Source organism: Gallaecimonas kandeliae, from assembly GCF_030450055.1.
In the GTDB taxonomy this organism is placed as follows: Bacteria; Pseudomonadota; Gammaproteobacteria; order Enterobacterales; family Gallaecimonadaceae; genus Gallaecimonas; species Gallaecimonas kandeliae.
The window spans coordinates 1046104-1065146 of the sequence record NZ_CP118480.1 but is presented as its reverse complement, the minus strand read 5'-3'; the positions used below and the strand labels follow the sequence as shown (position 1 = coordinate 1065146).

12 protein-coding genes are annotated in these 19043 nt (G+C 56.4%); 4 read left to right on the top strand and 8 right to left on the bottom strand.

Annotated features, from left to right (window positions below; genetic code table 11):
* Nucleotides 1–44 precede the first annotated feature (44 nt).
* The 4 genes from PVT67_RS05070 (at nt 45) to lipA (ending at nt 3173) form a co-directional block, all read left to right on the top strand.
* Nucleotides 45–1202 carry a serine hydrolase gene (locus PVT67_RS05070; protein WP_301498511.1) on the top strand — a complete coding sequence of 386 codons (1158 nt, stop codon included), beginning with the start codon at nt 45–47 and terminating at the stop codon, nt 1200–1202.
* A 102-nt stretch (nt 1203–1304) separates the two neighbouring features.
* Nucleotides 1305–1568 carry a DUF493 family protein YbeD gene (gene ybeD, locus PVT67_RS05065; protein WP_301498509.1) on the top strand — a complete coding sequence of 88 codons (264 nt, stop codon included), beginning with the start codon at nt 1305–1307 and terminating at the stop codon, nt 1566–1568.
* A complete protein-coding gene (gene lipB, locus PVT67_RS05060; RefSeq protein WP_301498507.1) occupies nt 1558–2211 on the top strand; it encodes a lipoyl(octanoyl) transferase LipB in 654 nt (217 codons plus the stop codon). Before ybeD ends, lipB begins: the two co-directional genes overlap by 11 nt.
* On the top strand, nt 2208–3173 hold the full coding sequence (gene lipA / locus PVT67_RS05055) for a lipoyl synthase (RefSeq protein ID WP_301498505.1): 966 nt from the start codon (nt 2208–2210) through the stop codon (nt 3171–3173). Before lipB ends, lipA begins: the two co-directional genes overlap by 4 nt.
* Nucleotides 3174–3634: 461 nt before the next feature.
* On the opposite strand, the gene PVT67_RS05050 is transcribed toward lipA, so the two are convergent.
* From PVT67_RS05050 to PVT67_RS05015, 8 genes are all read right to left on the bottom strand, one after another.
* Complete coding sequence (locus PVT67_RS05050) at nt 3635–4033, bottom strand: hypothetical protein (RefSeq protein ID WP_301498503.1); 399 nt, start codon at nt 4031–4033, stop codon at nt 3635–3637.
* A complete protein-coding gene (locus tag PVT67_RS05045) occupies nt 4021–6669 on the bottom strand; it encodes an RHS repeat-associated core domain-containing protein (RefSeq protein WP_301498501.1) in 2649 nt (882 codons plus the stop codon). Before PVT67_RS05045 ends, PVT67_RS05050 begins: the two co-directional genes overlap by 13 nt.
* A complete protein-coding gene (locus PVT67_RS05040; RefSeq protein WP_301498499.1) occupies nt 6653–8311 on the bottom strand; it encodes a right-handed parallel beta-helix repeat-containing protein in 1659 nt (552 codons plus the stop codon). Before PVT67_RS05040 ends, PVT67_RS05045 begins: the two co-directional genes overlap by 17 nt.
* Nucleotides 8308–12348, bottom strand: a complete 4041-nt coding sequence (locus PVT67_RS05035) for a DUF6531 domain-containing protein (RefSeq protein WP_301498497.1) — start codon at nt 12346–12348, stop codon at nt 8308–8310. The genes PVT67_RS05040 and PVT67_RS05035 overlap by 4 nt, the downstream gene beginning before the upstream one ends.
* A 41-nt stretch (nt 12349–12389) precedes the next feature.
* Nucleotides 12390–13304: an IS5 family transposase gene (locus PVT67_RS05030; protein ID WP_301494219.1), complete on the bottom strand. Its 915-nt coding sequence runs from the start codon at nt 13302–13304 to the stop codon at nt 12390–12392.
* 283 nt (nt 13305–13587) lie between these two features.
* Complete coding sequence (locus PVT67_RS05025) at nt 13588–16635, bottom strand: efflux RND transporter permease subunit (protein ID WP_336407807.1); 3048 nt, start codon at nt 16633–16635, stop codon at nt 13588–13590.
* Nucleotides 16632–17660 (bottom strand): efflux RND transporter periplasmic adaptor subunit, encoded by a 1029-nt coding sequence (locus PVT67_RS05020; protein ID WP_301498495.1) that lies wholly within the window; start codon nt 17658–17660, stop codon nt 16632–16634. Before PVT67_RS05020 ends, PVT67_RS05025 begins: the two co-directional genes overlap by 4 nt.
* Complete coding sequence (locus PVT67_RS05015) at nt 17660–19015, bottom strand: TolC family protein (RefSeq protein ID WP_301498492.1); 1356 nt, start codon at nt 19013–19015, stop codon at nt 17660–17662. The genes PVT67_RS05020 and PVT67_RS05015 overlap by 1 nt, the downstream gene beginning before the upstream one ends.
* Nucleotides 19016–19043: the final 28 nt, after the last annotated feature.

Below are 19043 nucleotides of genomic sequence, written 5' to 3'. Positions count from 1 at the left end.
TCTGGTAACCTATTCCTATTCGAATTAAGAAGAAGACATTACCCATGCGCTATGCCCTCCTCTCCCTAAGCCTGCTTGGCCTGTCCGCCTTCTCTGCCCAGGCTGACCGCATCATTCCCCAGGCCCCCAACGTTGACGCCAAAGCCTATGTGTTGATGGACTTCAACTCCGGCAAGATCCTGGCCGAAAGCAACGGTGACGAGCGCCTGCCCCCCGCCTCTTTGACCAAGATGATGACCAGCTACATCATCGGCAAGGAGATCAAGGCCGGCCGCCTGCACCGCGACGACAAGGTCACCGTCTCCCAGAACGCCTGGGCCAAGAACTTCCCCGACTCCTCGAAGATGTTCATCGAGGTGGGCACGGAGGTGACGGTCGGTGAGCTCAACAAGGGCATCATCATCGATTCAGGCAACGACGCCTGCGTGGCCATGGCCGAACACATCGCCGGCACCGTCAGCGGCTTTGCCGACCTGATGAACGCCGAGGCCAAGCAGCTGGGCCTGACCGAGAGCCACTTCGTCAATCCCCACGGCCTGCCGGACCCTGACCACTACTCCAGCGCCCGCGACATGGCCCTGCTGGGCGCCGCCCTCATTCGTGACCTGCCGGACGAATACAAGATCTACTCCGACGAGTCCTACACCTACAACGGCATCAAGCAGTACAACCGCAACGCCCTGCTGCACGACAGGTCCATGAACGTGGACGGCATCAAGACGGGTCACGTCGCCGAGGTGGGCTATTCCCTGGTGGCCTCCGGCGTCAAGGACGGCATGCGCCTGGTGTCCGCCGTCATCGGCACCAAGTCCAACAACGCCCGCCGCGACATCTCCAAGGAGCTACTGAACTGGGGCTTCCGCTTCTTCGAGACCGTCACCCCCTTCAAGGCCGGCCAGGAGTTCGCCAGCCAGCGCATCTACATGGGTAACATCAAGAACGTGCGCCTGGGCGTGATGGAAGCCACCCCGGTAACGGTGCCCCGCGGCGCCGCCGCCGACATCAAGGCCGACTTCCAGCTGGACAAGGAACTCAAGGCGCCCCTGGCCAAGGGCGAGCGGGTCGGTACCCTCTTCCTGAAACTGGACGGCAAGGACATCGCCCAGTACCCGTTGGTGGCCCTGGACGAAGTCCAGAAAGGCAGCTGGTTCTCCCGCCTGATGGACTACTTCGCCCTGCTGTTCAAAGGCTGGTTCAGCTGAGCTTGATCCCCACTGCTCCGACCCCATATCTAAAGGCGCCCTCGGGCGCCTTTTTCATCGCTTTCTGTTACACTGTGCCCCGTTGATGTCTGGAGTGGTAGCATGCAGACCGAATTTGACAAGTACCTGGAATTTCCCTGCCTCTTTCCCTTCAAGGTCCTGGGCGCCGCCCGTGAAGACCTGGTGGATGACGTGCTGGCCGTCGTGCAGCAACATGCCCCCGGCGACTATTCCCCCACGGTCAGGCCCAGCAGCAAGGGCAGCTACCATTCGGTGACGGTGCAAGTGACTGTCACCTCCAAGGACCATGTAGAGACCCTCTACAAGGCCCTCGGCGCCATCGAAACGGTCAAATATGTCCTCTGAACTCATCGTCCGCCAACTGGGCCGCCAGCCTTACCAGGGCGTCTGGGACGCCATGAAGGCCTATACCGACCAGCGCGGCCCCGAAAGCCGCGACGAACTCTGGCTGGTGGAACACGACCCCGTCTTCACCCAGGGCCAGGCCGGCAAGGCCGAGCATGTGCTCTTCCCCGGCGACATCCCTGTGGTGCAGGTGGACCGCGGTGGCCAGGTGACCTATCACGGCCCCGGCCAGCGTGTACTTTACGTGCTGCTGGACCTGCGCCGCCGTAAGCTCGGCGTGCGCGAACTGGTCAGCCATATCGAAGACGCCGTGGTGGACACCCTGGCCGAATTCGGCGTCCAGTCCGCCCCCCGCCCAGACGCCCCCGGCGTCTATGTGGGCGAGCAGAAGATCTGCTCCCTTGGCCTGCGGGTGCGCCGCGGCTGCTCCTTCCACGGCCTGGCCCTGAATGTGGCCATGGATCTGGAGCCCTTCCTGCGTATCAACCCCTGCGGCTACGCCGGCATGGAAATGACCCAGTTGAGCCAGTTCAAGCCTGGCACCGGCCTCAACGACGTAGATCCCATACTGGTGGCGAAGCTGGCCCAGCGCCTGGGCTTCGACCATTGGTCACATCAAGACGGATTGGATTTTTCTTCATGAGCAAGACCGTACGCATCGAACCCGGTGTCAAGCTGCGCGACGCCGACAAAATGGCCCTGATCCCGGTCAAGGTCATGCCCACAGAGCCCAAGGAAATGCTCAGGAAGCCGGCCTGGCTGAAGGTCAGGCTGCCGGCCAGCACCCAGCGCATCGAAGACATCAAGGGCGCCATGCGCAAGCACGGCCTGCACTCTGTCTGTGAAGAAGCCTCCTGCCCCAACCTCTCAGAGTGCTTCAACCACGGCACCGCCACCTTCATGATCCTGGGCGCCATCTGTACCCGTCGCTGCCCCTTCTGCGACGTGGCCCACGGCCGCCCCCTGGCCCCCGACGCCCAAGAGCCGGAAAAGCTGGGCCTGACCATCCGCGACATGAAGCTCAAGTACGTGGTGATCACCTCCGTCGACCGCGACGATCTTCGTGACGGCGGCGCCCAGCACTTTGCCGACTGCATCAAGGCCATCCGCAAGTACAGCCCCGAGATCAAGATAGAGATCCTGGTGCCGGATTTTCGCGGCCGCATGGACATCGCCCTCGACATCCTCAGCGAGACCCCACCGGACGTCTTCAACCACAACCTGGAAAACGTACCGCGCCTCTACAAGATGGTCCGCCCCGGCGCCAACTACGAGTGGTCCCTGGAGCTCTTGAAGCGCTTCAAGGAACGCAACCCCGGCATCCCCACCAAGTCAGGCCTGATGATGGGCCTCGGCGAGGAAAACGACGAAATTCGCACCGTGATGCAGGATCTGCGCGACCACGGCGTCACCATGCTGACCCTGGGCCAGTACCTGCAGCCGAGCCGCCACCACCTGCCGGTGGCCCGCTATGTGCCCCCGGCCGAGTTCGACGAGCTGCACGACAGCGCCATGGACATGGGCTTCGAGCACGCCGCCTGCGGCCCCCTGGTGCGCTCCAGTTACCACGCCGACAAGCAAGCGGCCGGCGAGGAAGTGAAATAAGCTTCGTACGACATGAAAAAGGCGCCTTAGGGCGCCTTTTTTCATGGCCGGCAGATTCACCCAGATATAGTTATGTTCAGTCAACCTGCAAATTCTCATTGTATGCCATTGTTGCAGATAAAATGGCAATAAGACGGACTCTATGGCTGCTCTAATCAAGGTACGATCTTCTAAACCTAGAACTCATGCAACAGAGTCAACTGAAGATAGGGACCGTTCATCAGGTAAAAGTATTAATATATGCACAAGTATTAATGAATAATCAAGAAATCTTATAAACTTGCATCAACTCCAAAAGTATCTCTCACAACAGAATGCTTTATTTCCCTTGCCATCACAACACCAGTCAACTAGAAAATTGAAATAAAGGAAGTTCCAACAGTAGCCTTGTTTCAGAATGACAATAGCAAGCAACTTCTTTTTGTTAGCAGCCTCTATCCAATTATCAACCATTTTTAGATCTATATTAGCTTACGATCCGACTTACCGGTTTGACTTCTCTTGCCTGAAATCTTCCCATCACAAACAACTCTATGTGCAATGTATCTAATATAAAATAATAAAATCAAAGGTATCAGATCTACAAGCCACAACAATGCTATGTCCGTTTTCCTCCCTGAATTAGGCATGTCCAGCGATACCCAAATAAGAAAGAATACAAAAATCAAAACAATAATAGAAGGCACTCTTATCTTTTTAGTTTTTTTAGATAAAGCCACCCAGAGCAATACTACAAATTGCAAAATAGCTGATAGTGTTACTGAACCCGTAACAACCATATCACCATGCGCACTAGCGACCTCTGTGTGTAGCAATGCAATACCTGCAAGTAAAATTACATCATTTTTCATTGCTGACATCCACAGTCATTAGAAGGAAAAAAACCTCCCCTTGGTAATCCACCATGCTCATACCAATTCCAAGCATCCTTAGTAATTTTATTAAGGGCGTCCATTTGACTAGGAGTATAAAAAGCAGATTCGCGAGCCACATGCCACCATACGGCCAGCCTCCCTGGATTATCAGACCATTCTTGGAACCCTGAGTGTGATGGTGAAGTGCTATCTTGCAACGTGTGCAGCCCTATAGAAAATTCAAACAATGAATCTTTAATTTTACCATCCGTTCTCAACCTCCATGCCTTACGATACTGTTCTTTAATAAATTCATTTGCTGCCGCCATTGCTTCACATTTTGACTGTCCCTTATTTCTCATACCATGTCTATATGAGTTGGCCCCAGTTTGAAATGGATCACTATCAGCATATTCTTGGCCTTTAACCAATACTTCTTGTAATTCTCTAGGTATAGGTATATTTCTGTAGATTGCTCCTTGATGATAAATAAACCATCTCGACGGCCACAATCCTAACGAATCCACATAGCCAATCGGGTTTCCACCAACATACCCATAAGTATTGACCCCACCATTTAGCCCTATCGGGTCACTCTCGATATAACGCCCAAGATCCGGGTCATAGTCCCTAAAGTAGTTGTAATGGAGGCCGGACTCCTGATCGTAGTACTGGCCGGGGAACCTCAGGTTGTTGGTGACGGTTTCAACTGCGATGTTTGCCTCACCAAAGGGGGTGTAGCTCGCCTGCCAGACGACGGCCGCCTTGTCATCTGTCATCACCTGTGGCGTGCCCAGGTGATCGTTGTGATAGTAGTAGGTGCCTGCGGCAGACAGCCTGGCTTTAACAGCCACGACCAGATCCCGTTTAACTGTATAGTGACCGTCGCTGACCGTCAGCGTGAAGCGGTAAACGCTATCCTCGGTTTTCTCTGGCGCTGTGAAAGTTAGTGTATCCGTATCGGTTGAGCCCAGGCTGACCGGCTCACCGCCCGTTTGTTGCCAGGAGTAGGTTAAGGGATCATTATCAGCATCGCTGGCCGGCAATGTTGCCGACACCGCATCATTTGCTGAGACCAGCACCCCCTTGGACTCAGCAACCACAGGCGCCGTGTTGTACTCGGAAAAGGGTTTAACCACCACATTCATCTTGTCCGAGGCGGAGATGCCATTTTCATCGGTAACGGTAAAGATAAAGGAATAAAGCTTTTCGTTTTGAACGTCTGCCGTTGTGAAACTCGCCTGCGCTGTATCTGAGTTGACCAGCGTCAATGGCTCTCCGAGATACTGCTGCCAGTCGTATCCCGTGATGGCAGCATTACTGCTTCCACTACCCGGCAGCAGCGTTTCGACGGTACCAAAGCCAACCTTATCTGGGCCCGCATCAGCGACGACATCGGTTTTCTCGCTTGACCTGGCATGGCCGGAATCAACTATGGGCAAAGAAGAGGAATCGCTATTATCATAGATGGATGTTGCGATTGCGGCGCTATCCGATGTCCCCCAGTAATTACCCTTGGCATTGAATGTACGGCTGCTTCCGCCGCTGAAAGACTGAGTGTAGTAATTGTATTTGTTATTCCCTGCGATCACGTCGTTGGTAACGACTGGAACGGGATGATCATCATAAGCAGCGTTGCCGCCATCGACAAAGACACCATAATTATTGTTTTCAATTTTACTGTTTGTAATTGTTGCCTTTGCCTTCTTACCGACAAGATACACCCCTTTATCGGCATACTCGATGGTGGCATTGCTGATGGTGACAGCCCCATTTTCGGCATTGACCAGGATCCCTTTCCAATCCCCGGCAGTCGGGGTTTGTTGATCGGAGGTCAGCACCACAGGATTGCCTTCTTCACCAACAATGCTCAGTCGTGCATTCTTATCGACAACGAGCTGAGCCCCTTTGGCAAATTTGACTCTGGTACCTGACTCGATGATGAGATGTGCACCACTTAATACTTTAGTAGCTGCCAACACCAATACATCATCTGCCTGCCATCGAGTTTCACTAGCGATATCACCCAGTATCTGAACACCAGGAACAATATCACCATTTTCTGACTGCAGCATTTGCCTGTAGTCCACAAGGGGACTGTTTGCATCATCCACCATGTCATAAATCTTGCCGGTGATAACCGCTAGGTCCGTTGTCCCCCACCAGTTCCCCGTCGCATCCAACACCGTCTTATTGGTGTCACGATAGAAAACCACCCTGTAGTTATAGGCACTGTTGTCATAAATGCTGTTGCCCGTGATAACCGGCTTCGGATGGTCAGCTAGATAATTGTAACCACCATAGATATAGACCCCACTCTGGTTGTTATAGAGCTGAGAACTATGCACCGTGCCACCTGTACGGGCTCCATAGTAATACAAGCCAACATTATTATTTCTAATAACACTGTGGGTAATGTCGGCCTTGGCACCTTGACTAAAATAAACGCCGTAATTTGCATACTCTATGGTGGCATAGGAAATTTGAATATCGCCGCCATCGCTACGCTCGCCATTGACTGTTATCCCTTGCCAACTGCCCGGCGATGCGGTACTCGAAGTGAATAGGACAGGGGCTTGCTCTGTGCCTTGAATAATCAACTTGCCACCCGCTTCGACGCTGAGGTTACTGTTCCCCTGCATTAAATCGGGTCCCTGCGGCTATTGTCAGCGTGGAACCACTCATGACCTTTATCGGCTGAGCAATAATACCGTCCGTAGCAGACCAGATGGTGTCGACAACAATCGCTTTGGTTAGCACAGTACCAGCAACAGGCGCTCCATTTTCTGAAGCTAGCAAACCTGAAAAATCCACTGAGGGGCTGTTTGCGTCATCCACCATGTCATAAATCTTGCCGGTGATAACCGCTAGGTCCGTTGTCCCCCACCAGTTCCCCGTCGCATCCAACACCGTCTTATTGGTGTCACGATAGAAAACCACCCTGTAGTTATAGGCACTGTTGTCATAAATGCTGTTGCCCGTGATAACCGGCTTCGGATGGTCAGCTAGATAATTGTAACCACCATAGATATAGACCCCACTCTGGTTGTTATAGAGCTGAGAACTATGCACCGTGCCACCTGTACGGGCTCCATAGTAATACAAGCCAACATTATTATTTCTAATAACACTGTGGGTAATGTCGGCCTTGGCACCTTGACTAAAATAAACGCCGTAATTTGCATACTCTATGGTGGCATAGGAAATTTGAATATCGCCGCCATCGCTACGCTCGCCATTGACTGTTATCCCTTGCCAACTGCCCGGCGATGCGGTACTCGAAGTGAATAGGACAGGGGCTTGCTCTGTGCCTTGAATAATCAACTTGCCACCCGCTTCGACGCTGAGGTTACTGTTCCCCTCTGCATTAAATCGGGTCCCTGCGGCTATTGTCAGCGTGGAACCACTCATGACCTTTATCGGCTGAGCAATAATACCGTCCGTAGCAGACCAGATGGTGTCGACAACAATCGCTTTGGTTAGCACAGTACCAGCAACAGGCGCTCCATTTTCTGAAGCTAGCAAACCTGAAAAATCCACTGAGGGGCTGTTTGCGTCATCCACCATGTCATAAATCTTGCCGGTGATAACCGCTAGGTCCGTTGTCCCCCACCAGTTCCCCGTCGCATCCAACACCGTCTTATTGGTGTCACGATAGAAAACCACCCTGTAGTTATAGGCACTGTTGTCATAAATGCTGTTGCCCGTGATAACCGGCTTCGGATGGTCAGCTAGATAATTGTAACCACCATAGATATAGACCCCACTCTGGTTGTTATAGAGCTGAGAACTATGCACCGTGCCACCTGTACGGGCTCCATAGTAATACAAGCCAACATTATTATTTCTAATAACACTGTGGGTAATGTCGGCCTTGGCACCTTGACTAAAATAAACGCCGTAATTTGCATACTCTATGGTGGCATAGGAAATTTGAATATCGCCGCCATCGCTACGCTCGCCATTGACTGTTATCCCTTGCCAACTGCCCGGCGATGCGGTACTCGAAGTGAATAGGACAGGGGCTTGCTCTGTGCCTTGAATAATTAGATAACCACCAGCATCAATCTGTAGCTTCCTACCACTGTCAAAGCGGAGGATAGCGCCAGACTCGATAGTCAAGGTAATACCGGATGGAACAATCAGATCATCTGTGTAGCTGTGTTCACCAGCAGCTATCGTCGTATTCGAAGTGAACGTCTCAGCCGATACCTCGATGTTTATCAAGCACAGCAGAAAACCCAGGGTTAAATATCCAATATATTTTTTTACTCGTTCCATCATTGTTCACCCACCAGCATAGCTAACGGCTGCCCTTCAAAATACACGTACTCTTTAACCACTTGACCTTCGCTGTTTGCTTCTGCAATTAGCGATCCCTGTTCGTCATAGATAAAGTAAAGATCGCCAAACAGGTTACTTTTCTTCACCCTTTGGCCCAAACCGTTGTACAAGTAGGTGGTCTTAAGACCATTCTCATCATTGACCACTTCTAATAGCCGGTTATGCGCACCATAGCTATAGCTGCGTTTATTATCCTGTGTCCGATTCCCGTTACTATCGTGTAGATAAGGGCCAGTCAACTGATTGCTTTCAGTCTTGTAGATTAATGACTGGGTCGACTGATTGGCTGTTTTAGAGAGACGGTTGCCCGCACCGTCGTAACTGTAGTCAATGGTGCCATAGTCACCAGTGCCTTGGGTTAACCTGTCCAATTCATCGAAGCTGAAGCTTTGATTGGTTGCCGGCCTTATAGCATCACTTATCGCCGCAATATTGCTGTCGGCGTCGTAGACCAGGCTGCTTTGATATATCCCGGGCACATTGATAGCCGTTACCTGTCCGTTAAGGTCATAAGCCTTGCTTGTTATTTTCCCATCACCTTCGGTAAAGGCTTTGGCCCTACCAAAGGGTACATAGCTGGCACCAGTCAATAAATTCTGGCTGGCACCGTCTTTAGTTTCACTGATGCCAGCGATTTGGCCATGGTTGTCACGGCTAAAGCTGACCATTCGGCCGCTGGGGTAAGTGATGCCAATCAATTGGCCAGCACCATTGTACTGGTAACTTAGCGTGAAGCTTTTACCTGCAATGATCGAGGTCTTACTGCTTACCTGGCCAGTTATGTTATAGCCGTAGGTCGTTGAGCCGCTGCCATCGCTGACACTACTTAAATGCCCCTTCCCGTTGGTACCGGCGTCATAGCTTAAGGTCACATCCAAGCTGTCATCCGGATAGTCGATCTTGCTCAAACGGTTAAGCGCATCATAGCTGTAACCAACGGTGACATTGTTGGCATCGGTTTTACTGACCTGATTACCGGCTTCATCATAGGTGAAAGCGGTTATGCCAGCATCAGGACTGCTCTGGCTCAGCAAATCGCCCAAACCGTCATAGCCGTATTTTGTCGTAGCCCCATTAGGGGCCTTAACCTGGGTCAGGTTGTTCGCGGCATCATAGCCATAGGCCGTTTTGCCTTGTTTGGCATCTGTGGTTTCACTCAGACGATTTAGGGCATCGTAAACCTGCTTGGTCTCTCTAAGCAGGGGGGTCTTGATACTGGTCCTGTTACCCACCGCATCATAACCAAAGGCAGTAGTCTGGTTCAGGCCATCTGTTACAGACACCAAGCGATTCAAGCCGTCGAAGAGTTGCCGCTGTGTGGCATAGAGCATTCCCTCAGGATCTTTTACATCCATCTGGGTCAGATTCCCCATCACATCGTGGCTGTATTCGATGCGATTGCCTTGGCCATCGGCAATGGCCGTCAACAGCCTGGCGCCGTTGTACTCATATCGTGTCACTGCCCCTGAGGGTAAAGTTACCTGTATTAGCTGCCCGATATTGTCGTAAGCAAAGTTGGTAACATAGCCGCCGACAGTCTGACTTGTGATACGGCCCCTGGTATCATAAGTCAGCGTAGTGGTGACATTATTCGCATCAACAATGGTCGTTGGGCGACCATTGTCATCTCTGGCAGTAATTTGGGTGGCATTACCAGCTGCATCGGTAATGGACTTCACGTCATATTTAGCATCATAACTGAACGTCGTGATATCAGTGACATCCGTACGCGGACCATCAATACCGGAAAGCAAACCGGCTTCATTGTAGGAATAGGTAGTCACACGCTTTGGCGTTTCGGGGAAAAGCAGATCAGTCTCGGTGACCGATTCAATGCGTCCCCGAGCACCATAGGCATAATCTATTTGCTTAGTCGGCGTAGTAATTCTTACCGGCAAAGCAAGGTCACTGTGCCACTCGGTCGTGGTTACTCGCGCAAGCGCTGTACCATAAGCTTCAGTGCGCTTGGTCTGTAAGCCTCGGCTGTTGTATTCATAGCGGGTTTCGACGCCGTTAAAATCCGTTTCACTGACTTTTTGGTTCTTGCTGTCATAAGTGAAACTGGCCACATCGCTGCTGCTACACTGGCCACAGTTGCCGCCAGTTATCGAGGATAAACGCCCTTTATCATCAAACGTCAGCGTACGCTGATGTCCGTTTGCTTCAGTAACAACAGCATTACCATTGGCATAGCTTACAGTACCTTCACGATGCCCCCCGAAATTACGGCTCCCCGTTGCACGCCCTGATGCATCAAAGGTCCAAGTAGCATATTCATCACCATTCGCATCCTCCTGCCGCGTCAAAGCATAAGGGTGGTCAGCATCGCTATAGCCATAGGTGGTTTTTGGGTTATCCGTATTGTCCCCAGCCGTATTATCTGGGTAAACAACCCGGGTCAAATTACCATGTTCTCCATATTCATAGGTGATGACCTCTCCACCGGGAGCTGTCACCGTCGATAAACGCGACTCTGTATCATAGGCAAGGACAAGCTGACGGCCGCCAGGGTCGGTTACCGTACTGAGTTGCCCTTCAGCGTTATATGCAAGGGCTTGAGTCAAGCCTTGCTGATTGGTTATCGACATCAAGCGACCGTTTTCATCATAAACTTCGCTGATGCCATTACTGGTCGTATAGGTCCACTGATTATCGTTTTTAACAACCCTGTCACCCGTTAGGTTATCCGGGAGATAGGTCACGCCATCCGCTTGCAGACTAAAATAATGCCTATCGCCGTTGGCACGTGCCAGCATCACCTTGCTGGCATCAGGATAAGCAATCAGCCTGCTCTGGTAATTATTCTGCCACTGCTTATAGCCGAGAGGTGGCACAGTGCCATTCCGTTCCTGTGGCACCCAGTAAGGAATACTGGTGCCCGTGTAACCAGCAGGCTGAACATAACGGACCCGTTTGTCTTCCTCATCAGGAGGTGGCGGATACTGGCTTGGCCTTTTGACGTACGGCAGACGGAAGCTTCGGTAATTGCGGGTAAAAGACAGTGGGAAACTCCCTCCACCAACAAAATCCGGCCGTTGTGGCTGAACACTCTCACCAGTATCCGCATCTATCGGGTCTAACACTTTGGCAGGGCATGCCTTGGGTTGAGCCTCTCCAGGATGTTGCTTACACACCCCTAGCGCCAAGTCCAGTTCTGGAGCATTTGGCGGACAATACGAAACGCAATCGAGAGAGGACTCTTCCCATTCAAAAGGGGATTTGCACTGCTTCACATAGGCTATTTCGTTTCCGCCGACTCGACAGGTGGGAGTACCTGTTTCAGTTGAAGGCGCCTCAAAAAAAATGGCCTCAATCTTAGAGACAGGGCATTTATAAGCTTCGTACCTATGTACATCCCGGCTGATTGTTCGTTGATTCAACTGGCAGTCGTACTGATTAAAACTAAGCGGAATTTCTTTGTAATACTTTTGCACGGCATTATAATTATTAATGGAGTGCTTAGCGTGTTTAGTACCAATATACCAGTCTGCACTTATTGTAACCCAACCGCTAAAACTCCAACCGTCATTTGAAACGGAAGTAACAGTTGCTCCTGGGCAAATCCCGTCGCTTGGAGATGTATTTTTATTTATCCATTCAGCTACGGCGTCTTGTTCAGTAGCACAGGCTCCATTATTTTCACTGCAGGGGGTAAAGACAATAAAAGGCTCATCTTCCTCAACATTATAAAAAGCTTGATATTCGAGTTTAGAGTTAGATGTATCGACTAGCCGTAGTTGTTCAGGTAGTCGGCTACCAAAACCAATACGATTAGCGGTTTCAACTTTTACCGCCTGCTCAAGCTCCCCTAAAGAGTGGTAGCTTTTGTTTTGATAAAGGTAAACTGTCTCATCAGCAAAAAGCTGAAAAGAAAAAAAGGAAAAGAGAAGAAGAATACCAATACGCACTTGCTCTGCCATTTTTTCATCCATGATGAGGCTGCATCCACTTGGGCACAAATGGGCGTTGTTGATCAAATCAGAGCCTGGAAAGCCTGCTCCTAAAGGGCTTGCTGCCCTTAACTGACCTGGCGAACAGGCATGCCGAGGCCCAGCATTTTGTTCATCACCTTCACCCCAGCCAAAGCCTCTGCCACTTGGCCGTTGTAGTCGCGCAGACTCAGCTTCGGGCTGATGAGCTGCTTGTATCGCGACATAGCCGTTTCCGCTTTTGAGCGTTGGTGATAGCCGCTTTCCCTTTTCCACTCGGCCAGTTGCCCGGCTTTCAGCGCCGCCACTGCCTCGTTCCTTGGGTGACCTTGCTCCCAGTACCCCGCTGTCTTGCGAGGCGGGATGCTGGCTTTGGCGCCTTTTCTTTGCAGTAGCCGGTGGCAGGCTCTGCTGTCGTAAGCCCCGTCGGCGCTGACTTGGTCGATACGGCGGCGCAGAGGATTGAGCAGGCCGGGCAGTACCTCGCTATCACCGACGTTTTCCAGGCTGACTTCGGCGGCGATAGCCTCATGGGTCTGCGCATCGACGGCCAGGTGTAGCTTGCGCCAGACACGGCGCTTCTCCTTGCCGTACTTGCGTTGCTTCCACTCGCCTTCGCCATAGACCTTGAGCCCGGTGGCGTCGATAACCAGGTGGGCAACTGGGCCCTTGCTGGGCAGGCGGTAGCGGATGTTGACCGTCTTGGCGCGCTTGCTGATGCAGCTGTAACTGGGCGAGGTCAACGGCAGTTCCATCAACTGGAATAGCGAGTTGATAAAGCCTTCCAAGGCACGCAGCGGCAGGTCGAACAGGCCCTTGAGCATCAGCGCTGTCTCGATGGCGGTGTCGCTGTATTCGAAACCACGACCCCGACCGCCGTGATGCTGTTGGCAATGCCAATGGCGGGTAGCCGCTTCATCCATCCAGAAGGTTAATGAGCCTCGGTTAACCAAGGCGCGGTTGTAGTCTGCCCAATTGGTGATAGTGCGTTTAGCCTGACCCATCTGCTGTTCCCCATCGATACGTCGGGGATCGGATCACAGTCAGGCGGATTGGTTCACCGGATTTGGGAAACAACGCCGCACAAATGTATAACAATATTCAGTTAGGTTCAATTTGAATGCCAGGCGGTCATTTATCCGTCAAGCAAGGTTTAGTGTTGACGCCGCCTGCGGCCCCCTGGTGCGCTCCAGCTACCACGCCGACAAGCAAGCGGCCGGCGAAGAAGTGAAATAAGCTTTTTCTCTGAACATAAAAAAGGCGCCCCAGGGCGCCTTTTTTGTTGCCTCAGAGTGCTTCCCGCTGCCAGGTCAGCAGCCGGTAGAGGACCGGCATCACCAACAGCACCAGCGGCACCTGGGCCAGGAGCCCGGCGATGATGGCGATGGCCAGGGGCTGCTGCATGGCCGAGCCCTGGCCCAGGGCCAGCGCCAGGGGCAGCAAGGCCAGTATGGCGGCGATGGAGGTCATCAGTATGGGGCGCAGCCGGTTGGCCCCGGCCAGGACCAGGGCCGGGGTGCCGGTCATGCCCTGGCTGCGCAGCTCGTGGTACTCGGAGAAGTAGAACACCGAGACCTCGGTGACGATGCCGACGATCATGGTCATGCCCATCATGGCGGTGATGTTGAGCTCGGTATCGGTGAGCCAGAGCCCGATGAAGACGGCGGCCATGGCCAGCAGCGGCGACAGCAAAATGGCGAAGGCGGCGGCGAAGCTCTCGTACAGGTAAAGGAGCAGCAGGAACACCAAGGCCAGGGCGCCGGCGAAGACGGCCAGCAACCCTTGGAAGGCGATCTGCTGCTGCTTGTAGAGGCCGCCCAGCTCCACGTAGACATCCCCAGGGATAAGGCCGGGCTGGCGAAGCACCGCCTTGACGTCGGCTATGGTCGAGCCGAGATCCCGGCCGCTGATCCGCCCTGTCACGGCCACCATGCGCTTGAGATTGTCGCGGGTGATCTGGGGTTGGCCCGTTTCCACCTGGAGGCGGGCGATGCGCCCGAGCGGCACCAAGTGCCCGTCCGGAGCCCGCAGCCGCAAGGTCTTGAGGGCAGCGATGCGGTCCCGGTCGGCTGGCGGGACCCAGAGCCGGACGTCGATCAGCTTGAGGTTGCCCTGCACCTGTGTGGTCACCAGGCCTTCCATCCAGGCCTGGAGCTGCTGGGTGACCTGGTCGGGATCGATACCCTCCAGGGCGGCCTTATCCCTGTCCACCACCACCTTGACGGCGTCGCCGGCCAGCACTATGCCGTCGTTGACGTCCACCACCCCGTCGATGGCGCCGATCCGCTCTGCCACCTTGGGCGCCAGCTGCTGGAGTGTCTCTATGTCGTCGCTGTAGAGCTTGATCTCTATGGGCTGGGGCACGGCGGTGAGATCGCCGATAAGGTCCTCCATCAGCAGCGCCATCTCGATATCCAGGCCAGGCACCTGGCTTTCTATCTGCTGGCGAAGGCGGTCCATCACCTCGTCGATGGGCGCCCTCGGCAGCGGCTTGAGGCGGACGAAGAGATCCCCCTCGTTGGCCTCGGTCAGGCCGCCCCCCAGCTGGGCGCCGGTGCGGCGGGAATAGGTCTGCACTGCCGGATCGGCCTGCAGCAGCGACTCCAACTGGCGCAGCAGGCGGTCGGTCTCGGCCAGGGAGGTCCCGGCCGGGGCCCTGTAGTCGAGGATAAAGCCCCCCTCGTCCATGTGCGGCATGAAGCCGGTGCCCAGCTGCCGGTACGCCAGGGTGCCGGCCAGCAGCAACGGCGCTATCCCCAGCAGCAGCAGCCAGGGCTTGGCGAAGGCCCCTTCCAACGACTTGGTGTAGAAGCCCCGGAAGCGCCCGAAGTAAGGACCTTCGTCCTCCTTTTGCGCGTCCCCGTGGCTCAGCAGGTGCTCCGCCAGCAGCGGTACCGCCAGCCAGGCCATCAGGAAGGAGATGAAGAGGCTACTGGCCATGGTCAGGGACAGGGCCTTGAAGAAGGCCCCGGTGACGCCGCCGAGGAAAGCCAGGGGCGCGAAGATGACGATGGTCGCCATGGACGAGCCCATCAGCGGCGGCGTGAACTCGATGGCCGCCTCGCGGATGGTCAGGGCCAGGTCCTTGGGCCTCTGGCGCAGGCGGCGGATGATGTGCTCTATCATGACGATGGCGTCGTCGACGATAAGGCCGACGGCGGCGGCCATGCCGCCCAGGGTCATGATGTTGAAGCTCATGTGCAGCACCTTGAGCAGCAGCACCGTGCTGGCCAGCACGGCAGGCACTATCAGCACGGCCACCAGGGTGATCTTGAGGCTGCGCAGGAAGGCCAGCAGCACCAGGCCGGCCAGCACCACCCCTATGGCGATGGCGTCCATGACGCTGCCGGCCGAGGCGGTGATCAGCTGGCTTTGATCGTACCAGTTGGCGATCTTCACCCCCGCCGGCAGCTTCTGGCGGTAGGCGGCCAGGCGCTGGGCGACGTCCTTGACGATCTGCACCGTATTGCCGTCCGGCTGCTGGTAGATCTGCACCAGCACGGCGTCGTGGCCGTCGGCGCTGACCTTGAGCCACTGGGGCACCGTCGCCGGCTTGACGGTGGCGATGTCTTCCAGCCTGACGAAGCCGTCCTTGCCGCTGCGCAGCACCGTCTCCCCTATGGCCTTAAGGGACTGGATGCGGGTGTCGGACAAGAGCAGGTAGAGCTTGTAGTGCTGCTGCAGCCGCCCGACCGCCTGCAGCACGTTGCTGGCGGAAAGCGCCGTGGCAACATCGCTGAAACTCAGGCCATAGGCCGCCAGCTTCTGGGGGTCCACTTCCACCCGGTACTCGGACTGCTCGCCGCCCATCACCTTGACGTTGGCCACCCCGTCCACAGAGGACAGCAGCGGCACCAACTGGTACTGGGCCAAGTCGTGGAGGCTGACCAGGGAGCTGCTGTCCGAGGTCAGACTATAGGCGGCCACCGGGAAGACGGTGGGGTCCATGCGCCGCACCGAGAAGCGGGTACCCTGGGGCAGGCCCGGCAGCACCTGGTTGACGGCGGATTCCACCTGCAGCATGGCCGAGATCATGTCGTCGCCCCAGCGGAAGTTGACCGAGAGCTCGGCGCTGCCCCTGCTGGTGGATGAGCGCATGCCGGCAACCCCGGGTACCCCCCTGACGGCCTGCTCTACAGGCCGGGTGACCTCCAGGGCCATCTGGTCGGCCGGCCTGTCGCCGGCGTCCAATGACACCACCACCCGCGGGAAATCCACATGGGGGAAGAGCGCCACCGGCAGCTTCCAGGCCAGGGCCGCCCCGGCCGCGGCCAGCATCAGCACCAGGAAGAGGATGGAGCGGCGGTGGGCCGCCGCCCAATGGGACAACTTCACGGCTTGGCCTCCCTGATGGCCATGCCGTCACTCAGCTCGTAATTGCCGCTGACGACTATGGGCTGTCCCGCCGCCAGGTCGCCGGCCACTTCCACATAGTCGCGGCTCTCAAGGCCGGTGGTCACCGCCACCCGCTTGGCCTTGCCCCCTTCCACCCGGAACAGGTAGCTGCCCTTGTCGTCTTTGAGGACGGCAGAGGGGGGAACCGCCAGGGCATCATGCTCGGCCAGGGTCAGGGTGGCCACCACCCGGGTGCCCAGCGCCAGGGGATGGCGCTCGGGGTCGGGAATGGCCACCAGCACCTCCACCAAGTGGGTGGTGGGGTCGACCATGGCGTGCACGTCCCGCACCTTGGAGCTGATGGCCAACTGCGGCGCGAAGACCGGTTTGACCAGCACCGGCATGCCGGCCTGGATGCTGGCCACGTCCTCCGGCTCTATCCCCAGCCGCGCTATCACCTTGTCCTGGGCGGCCAGCAGCAGGGCGTTGGTCTCGGCCGCCACCCGCTGGCCCTGGGAGACGTTCATCGCCGTCACTATGCCGTCCATGGGGGCGCGCAGTATTTCCCTGGCCAGGCCCTGGCCCCGGTTCTTCATGGCGTCGAAGGATGCCTTGGCGTCGGCCAGGTCGCGCCTGGCCGCGTCCAGCTGCGCCTGGGTGGCCAACTGCTCCGAGAACAGCTGTTGCTGCCGCTTGAACTCCCGGCGGGCGAAATCCACGGCGCTCTTGGCCTGCAGGTACTGCATCCGCGCCTGGGGCGCCGTGGCGATGGACACCAGGGGATCGCCGCTGGCCACCTTCTGGCCGAGGCGCACCTGCACCCGCTCGATAAGGCCGGCATGGGGCAAGGAGAGGCTGATCACCTGGTCAGGATCGGCCTCCAAGACCCCGTAGGCCGTCAGGCTGTGGGCCAGGGAATGGGTCGCCAGGGGCACCGTCTGCACGGCGACGCTCTGCGCTTCTTCGGCCAGGGCGGCAAAGGGCAGCCAGCACAGCAAGACGCCGCCCAGGAGAAACTTGATCATCATCGACTTGCCTTTTGTTGTTCGGTGCTTCGCAGGCCATAGGGCATGGCCAGCAAGGTGCGCAGGGCGAGATCCGCCTGCCAGCGGCTCTGCAGGACCCCCAGGGCCTCCAGCTCCTTGGCGGTGTAGGTCGACTCCATGTTCAGGTAGGAAAGGGCGTCGATGTCGCCGCGCTTGAAGGCCTTGGCCCCCCTGTTGACCAGGGCCGCCAGCTTGGGCAGGTAGCTTTCCAGGGCCTGCTGCTGCTCGCCGAGCAGCCCCTGCTGCGCCTCCAGTTGGCTGATGGCGTTGTCGGTCTGGGTGAGCCTGGCCTGGTATTCGTGCCACAGCTGCTCGCGGCTGGCCCGCTCCACGGCGATGGCGCCGCGGTTGCCGTCAAAGAGCGGCAGGTCCAGGCCGATGGAGAGCCCGGCCGTCGCCAGGCCGCCGGTGTCCCTGGCCCTGTTGATGCCAAGGGAGAGCCCCGGGAATTGGTTGAGTACGGCCGCCCTCACCGCCGCCTCCTGGCTGGCATAGCCGGCCTGCAACGCCTGCAGATCGGGCCTTAGGTGGGTCAGCTCGCCGCGCCTTTTCGCCACCGCTTGGGCACCGAGGGGCGCCAGGGCAGGCAGCGGCGCCAGGGGTATGGCCACAGAGGGGGACAGGCCCAGCAGCAATGCCAGGCGGTGTCGCGATTGGCTGAGCTGCTGTTGCAGTTGGCTGCGCTGGGAGAGCACATCGAGGAGCGCCGTCAGGTCGGTACCGGTCGTGGTCAAGGTGACGTTGCCCAAGGCCAACGCTTTGCTGGAGCCTTGATAACGCTGCCGGTATTGGCCAAGGACCTGCTCCAGGAGATCCAGTTGGCGCTGCTGCAGGGCTATGCCCACGGCCAGGGACTGGACTTCGCTTATCAGCTGCCATTCACGCCAGAGCAGGTCCAAGCGGACGCTGTCCAGATGGCTGCCGGCGGCGTCTTCCCTGGCGCCCCTGGTCAGGAGGGCGGACAGGCTGTAGCCCAGACCCAGGCTGTAGGCCTTGACGACGCCGTCGGCGCCGTGGAGGGGATTGTCGAGGCTGAGGCTCAACTGGGGGTCGGGCAGCAGGCCGGCGGCAAAGGCCTGGGCCTTGGCGACACCCAGGCTGCTGCGGGTGGCCGCCAGGTCCGGGTTGTTCAGTACCGCCAGGGAAGCCAGCTCCCTAAGATCCAGGCCGTCTTTGAGGTCGATGGGGGCCTTGCCGCCCGTCGGGGTGGCGGCGACCACCAGCGCATCCAGGCTGTCGGCCGCAGCCGGCGCCGTGGCGAGTGGCAAGGGTTTGTAGCTGGTGCAGCCGCTGACGAGGGTCACCAGCAGTGCCCCGCCCAAGACAAATTTCAAACCATCTTCCCTGGTTGCATTCTTTGCC

Bases quoted from the DNA above. Each gene is read 5' to 3' on its own strand.
- PVT67_RS05070 (WP_301498511.1), top strand. From the start codon at position 45: ATGCGCTATGCCCTCCTCTCCCTAAGCCTGCTTGGCCTGTCCGCCTTC.
- PVT67_RS05040 (WP_301498499.1), bottom strand. From the start codon at position 8,311: ATGATGGAACGAGTAAAAAAATATATTGGATATTTAACCCTGGGTTTT.
- PVT67_RS05045 (WP_301498501.1), bottom strand. From the start codon at position 6,669: ATGCAGGGGAACAGTAACCTCAGCGTCGAAGCGGGTGGCAAGTTGATT.
- PVT67_RS05050 (WP_301498503.1), bottom strand. From the start codon at position 4,033: ATGTCAGCAATGAAAAATGATGTAATTTTACTTGCAGGTATTGCATTG.
- lipA (WP_301498505.1), top strand. From the start codon at position 2,208: ATGAGCAAGACCGTACGCATCGAACCCGGTGTCAAGCTGCGCGACGCC.
- PVT67_RS05030 (WP_301494219.1), bottom strand. From the start codon at position 13,304: ATGGGTCAGGCTAAACGCACTATCACCAATTGGGCAGACTACAACCGC.
- PVT67_RS05020 (WP_301498495.1), bottom strand. From the start codon at position 17,660: ATGATCAAGTTTCTCCTGGGCGGCGTCTTGCTGTGCTGGCTGCCCTTT.
- lipB (WP_301498507.1), top strand. From the start codon at position 1,558: ATGTCCTCTGAACTCATCGTCCGCCAACTGGGCCGCCAGCCTTACCAG.
- ybeD (WP_301498509.1), top strand. From the start codon at position 1,305: ATGCAGACCGAATTTGACAAGTACCTGGAATTTCCCTGCCTCTTTCCC.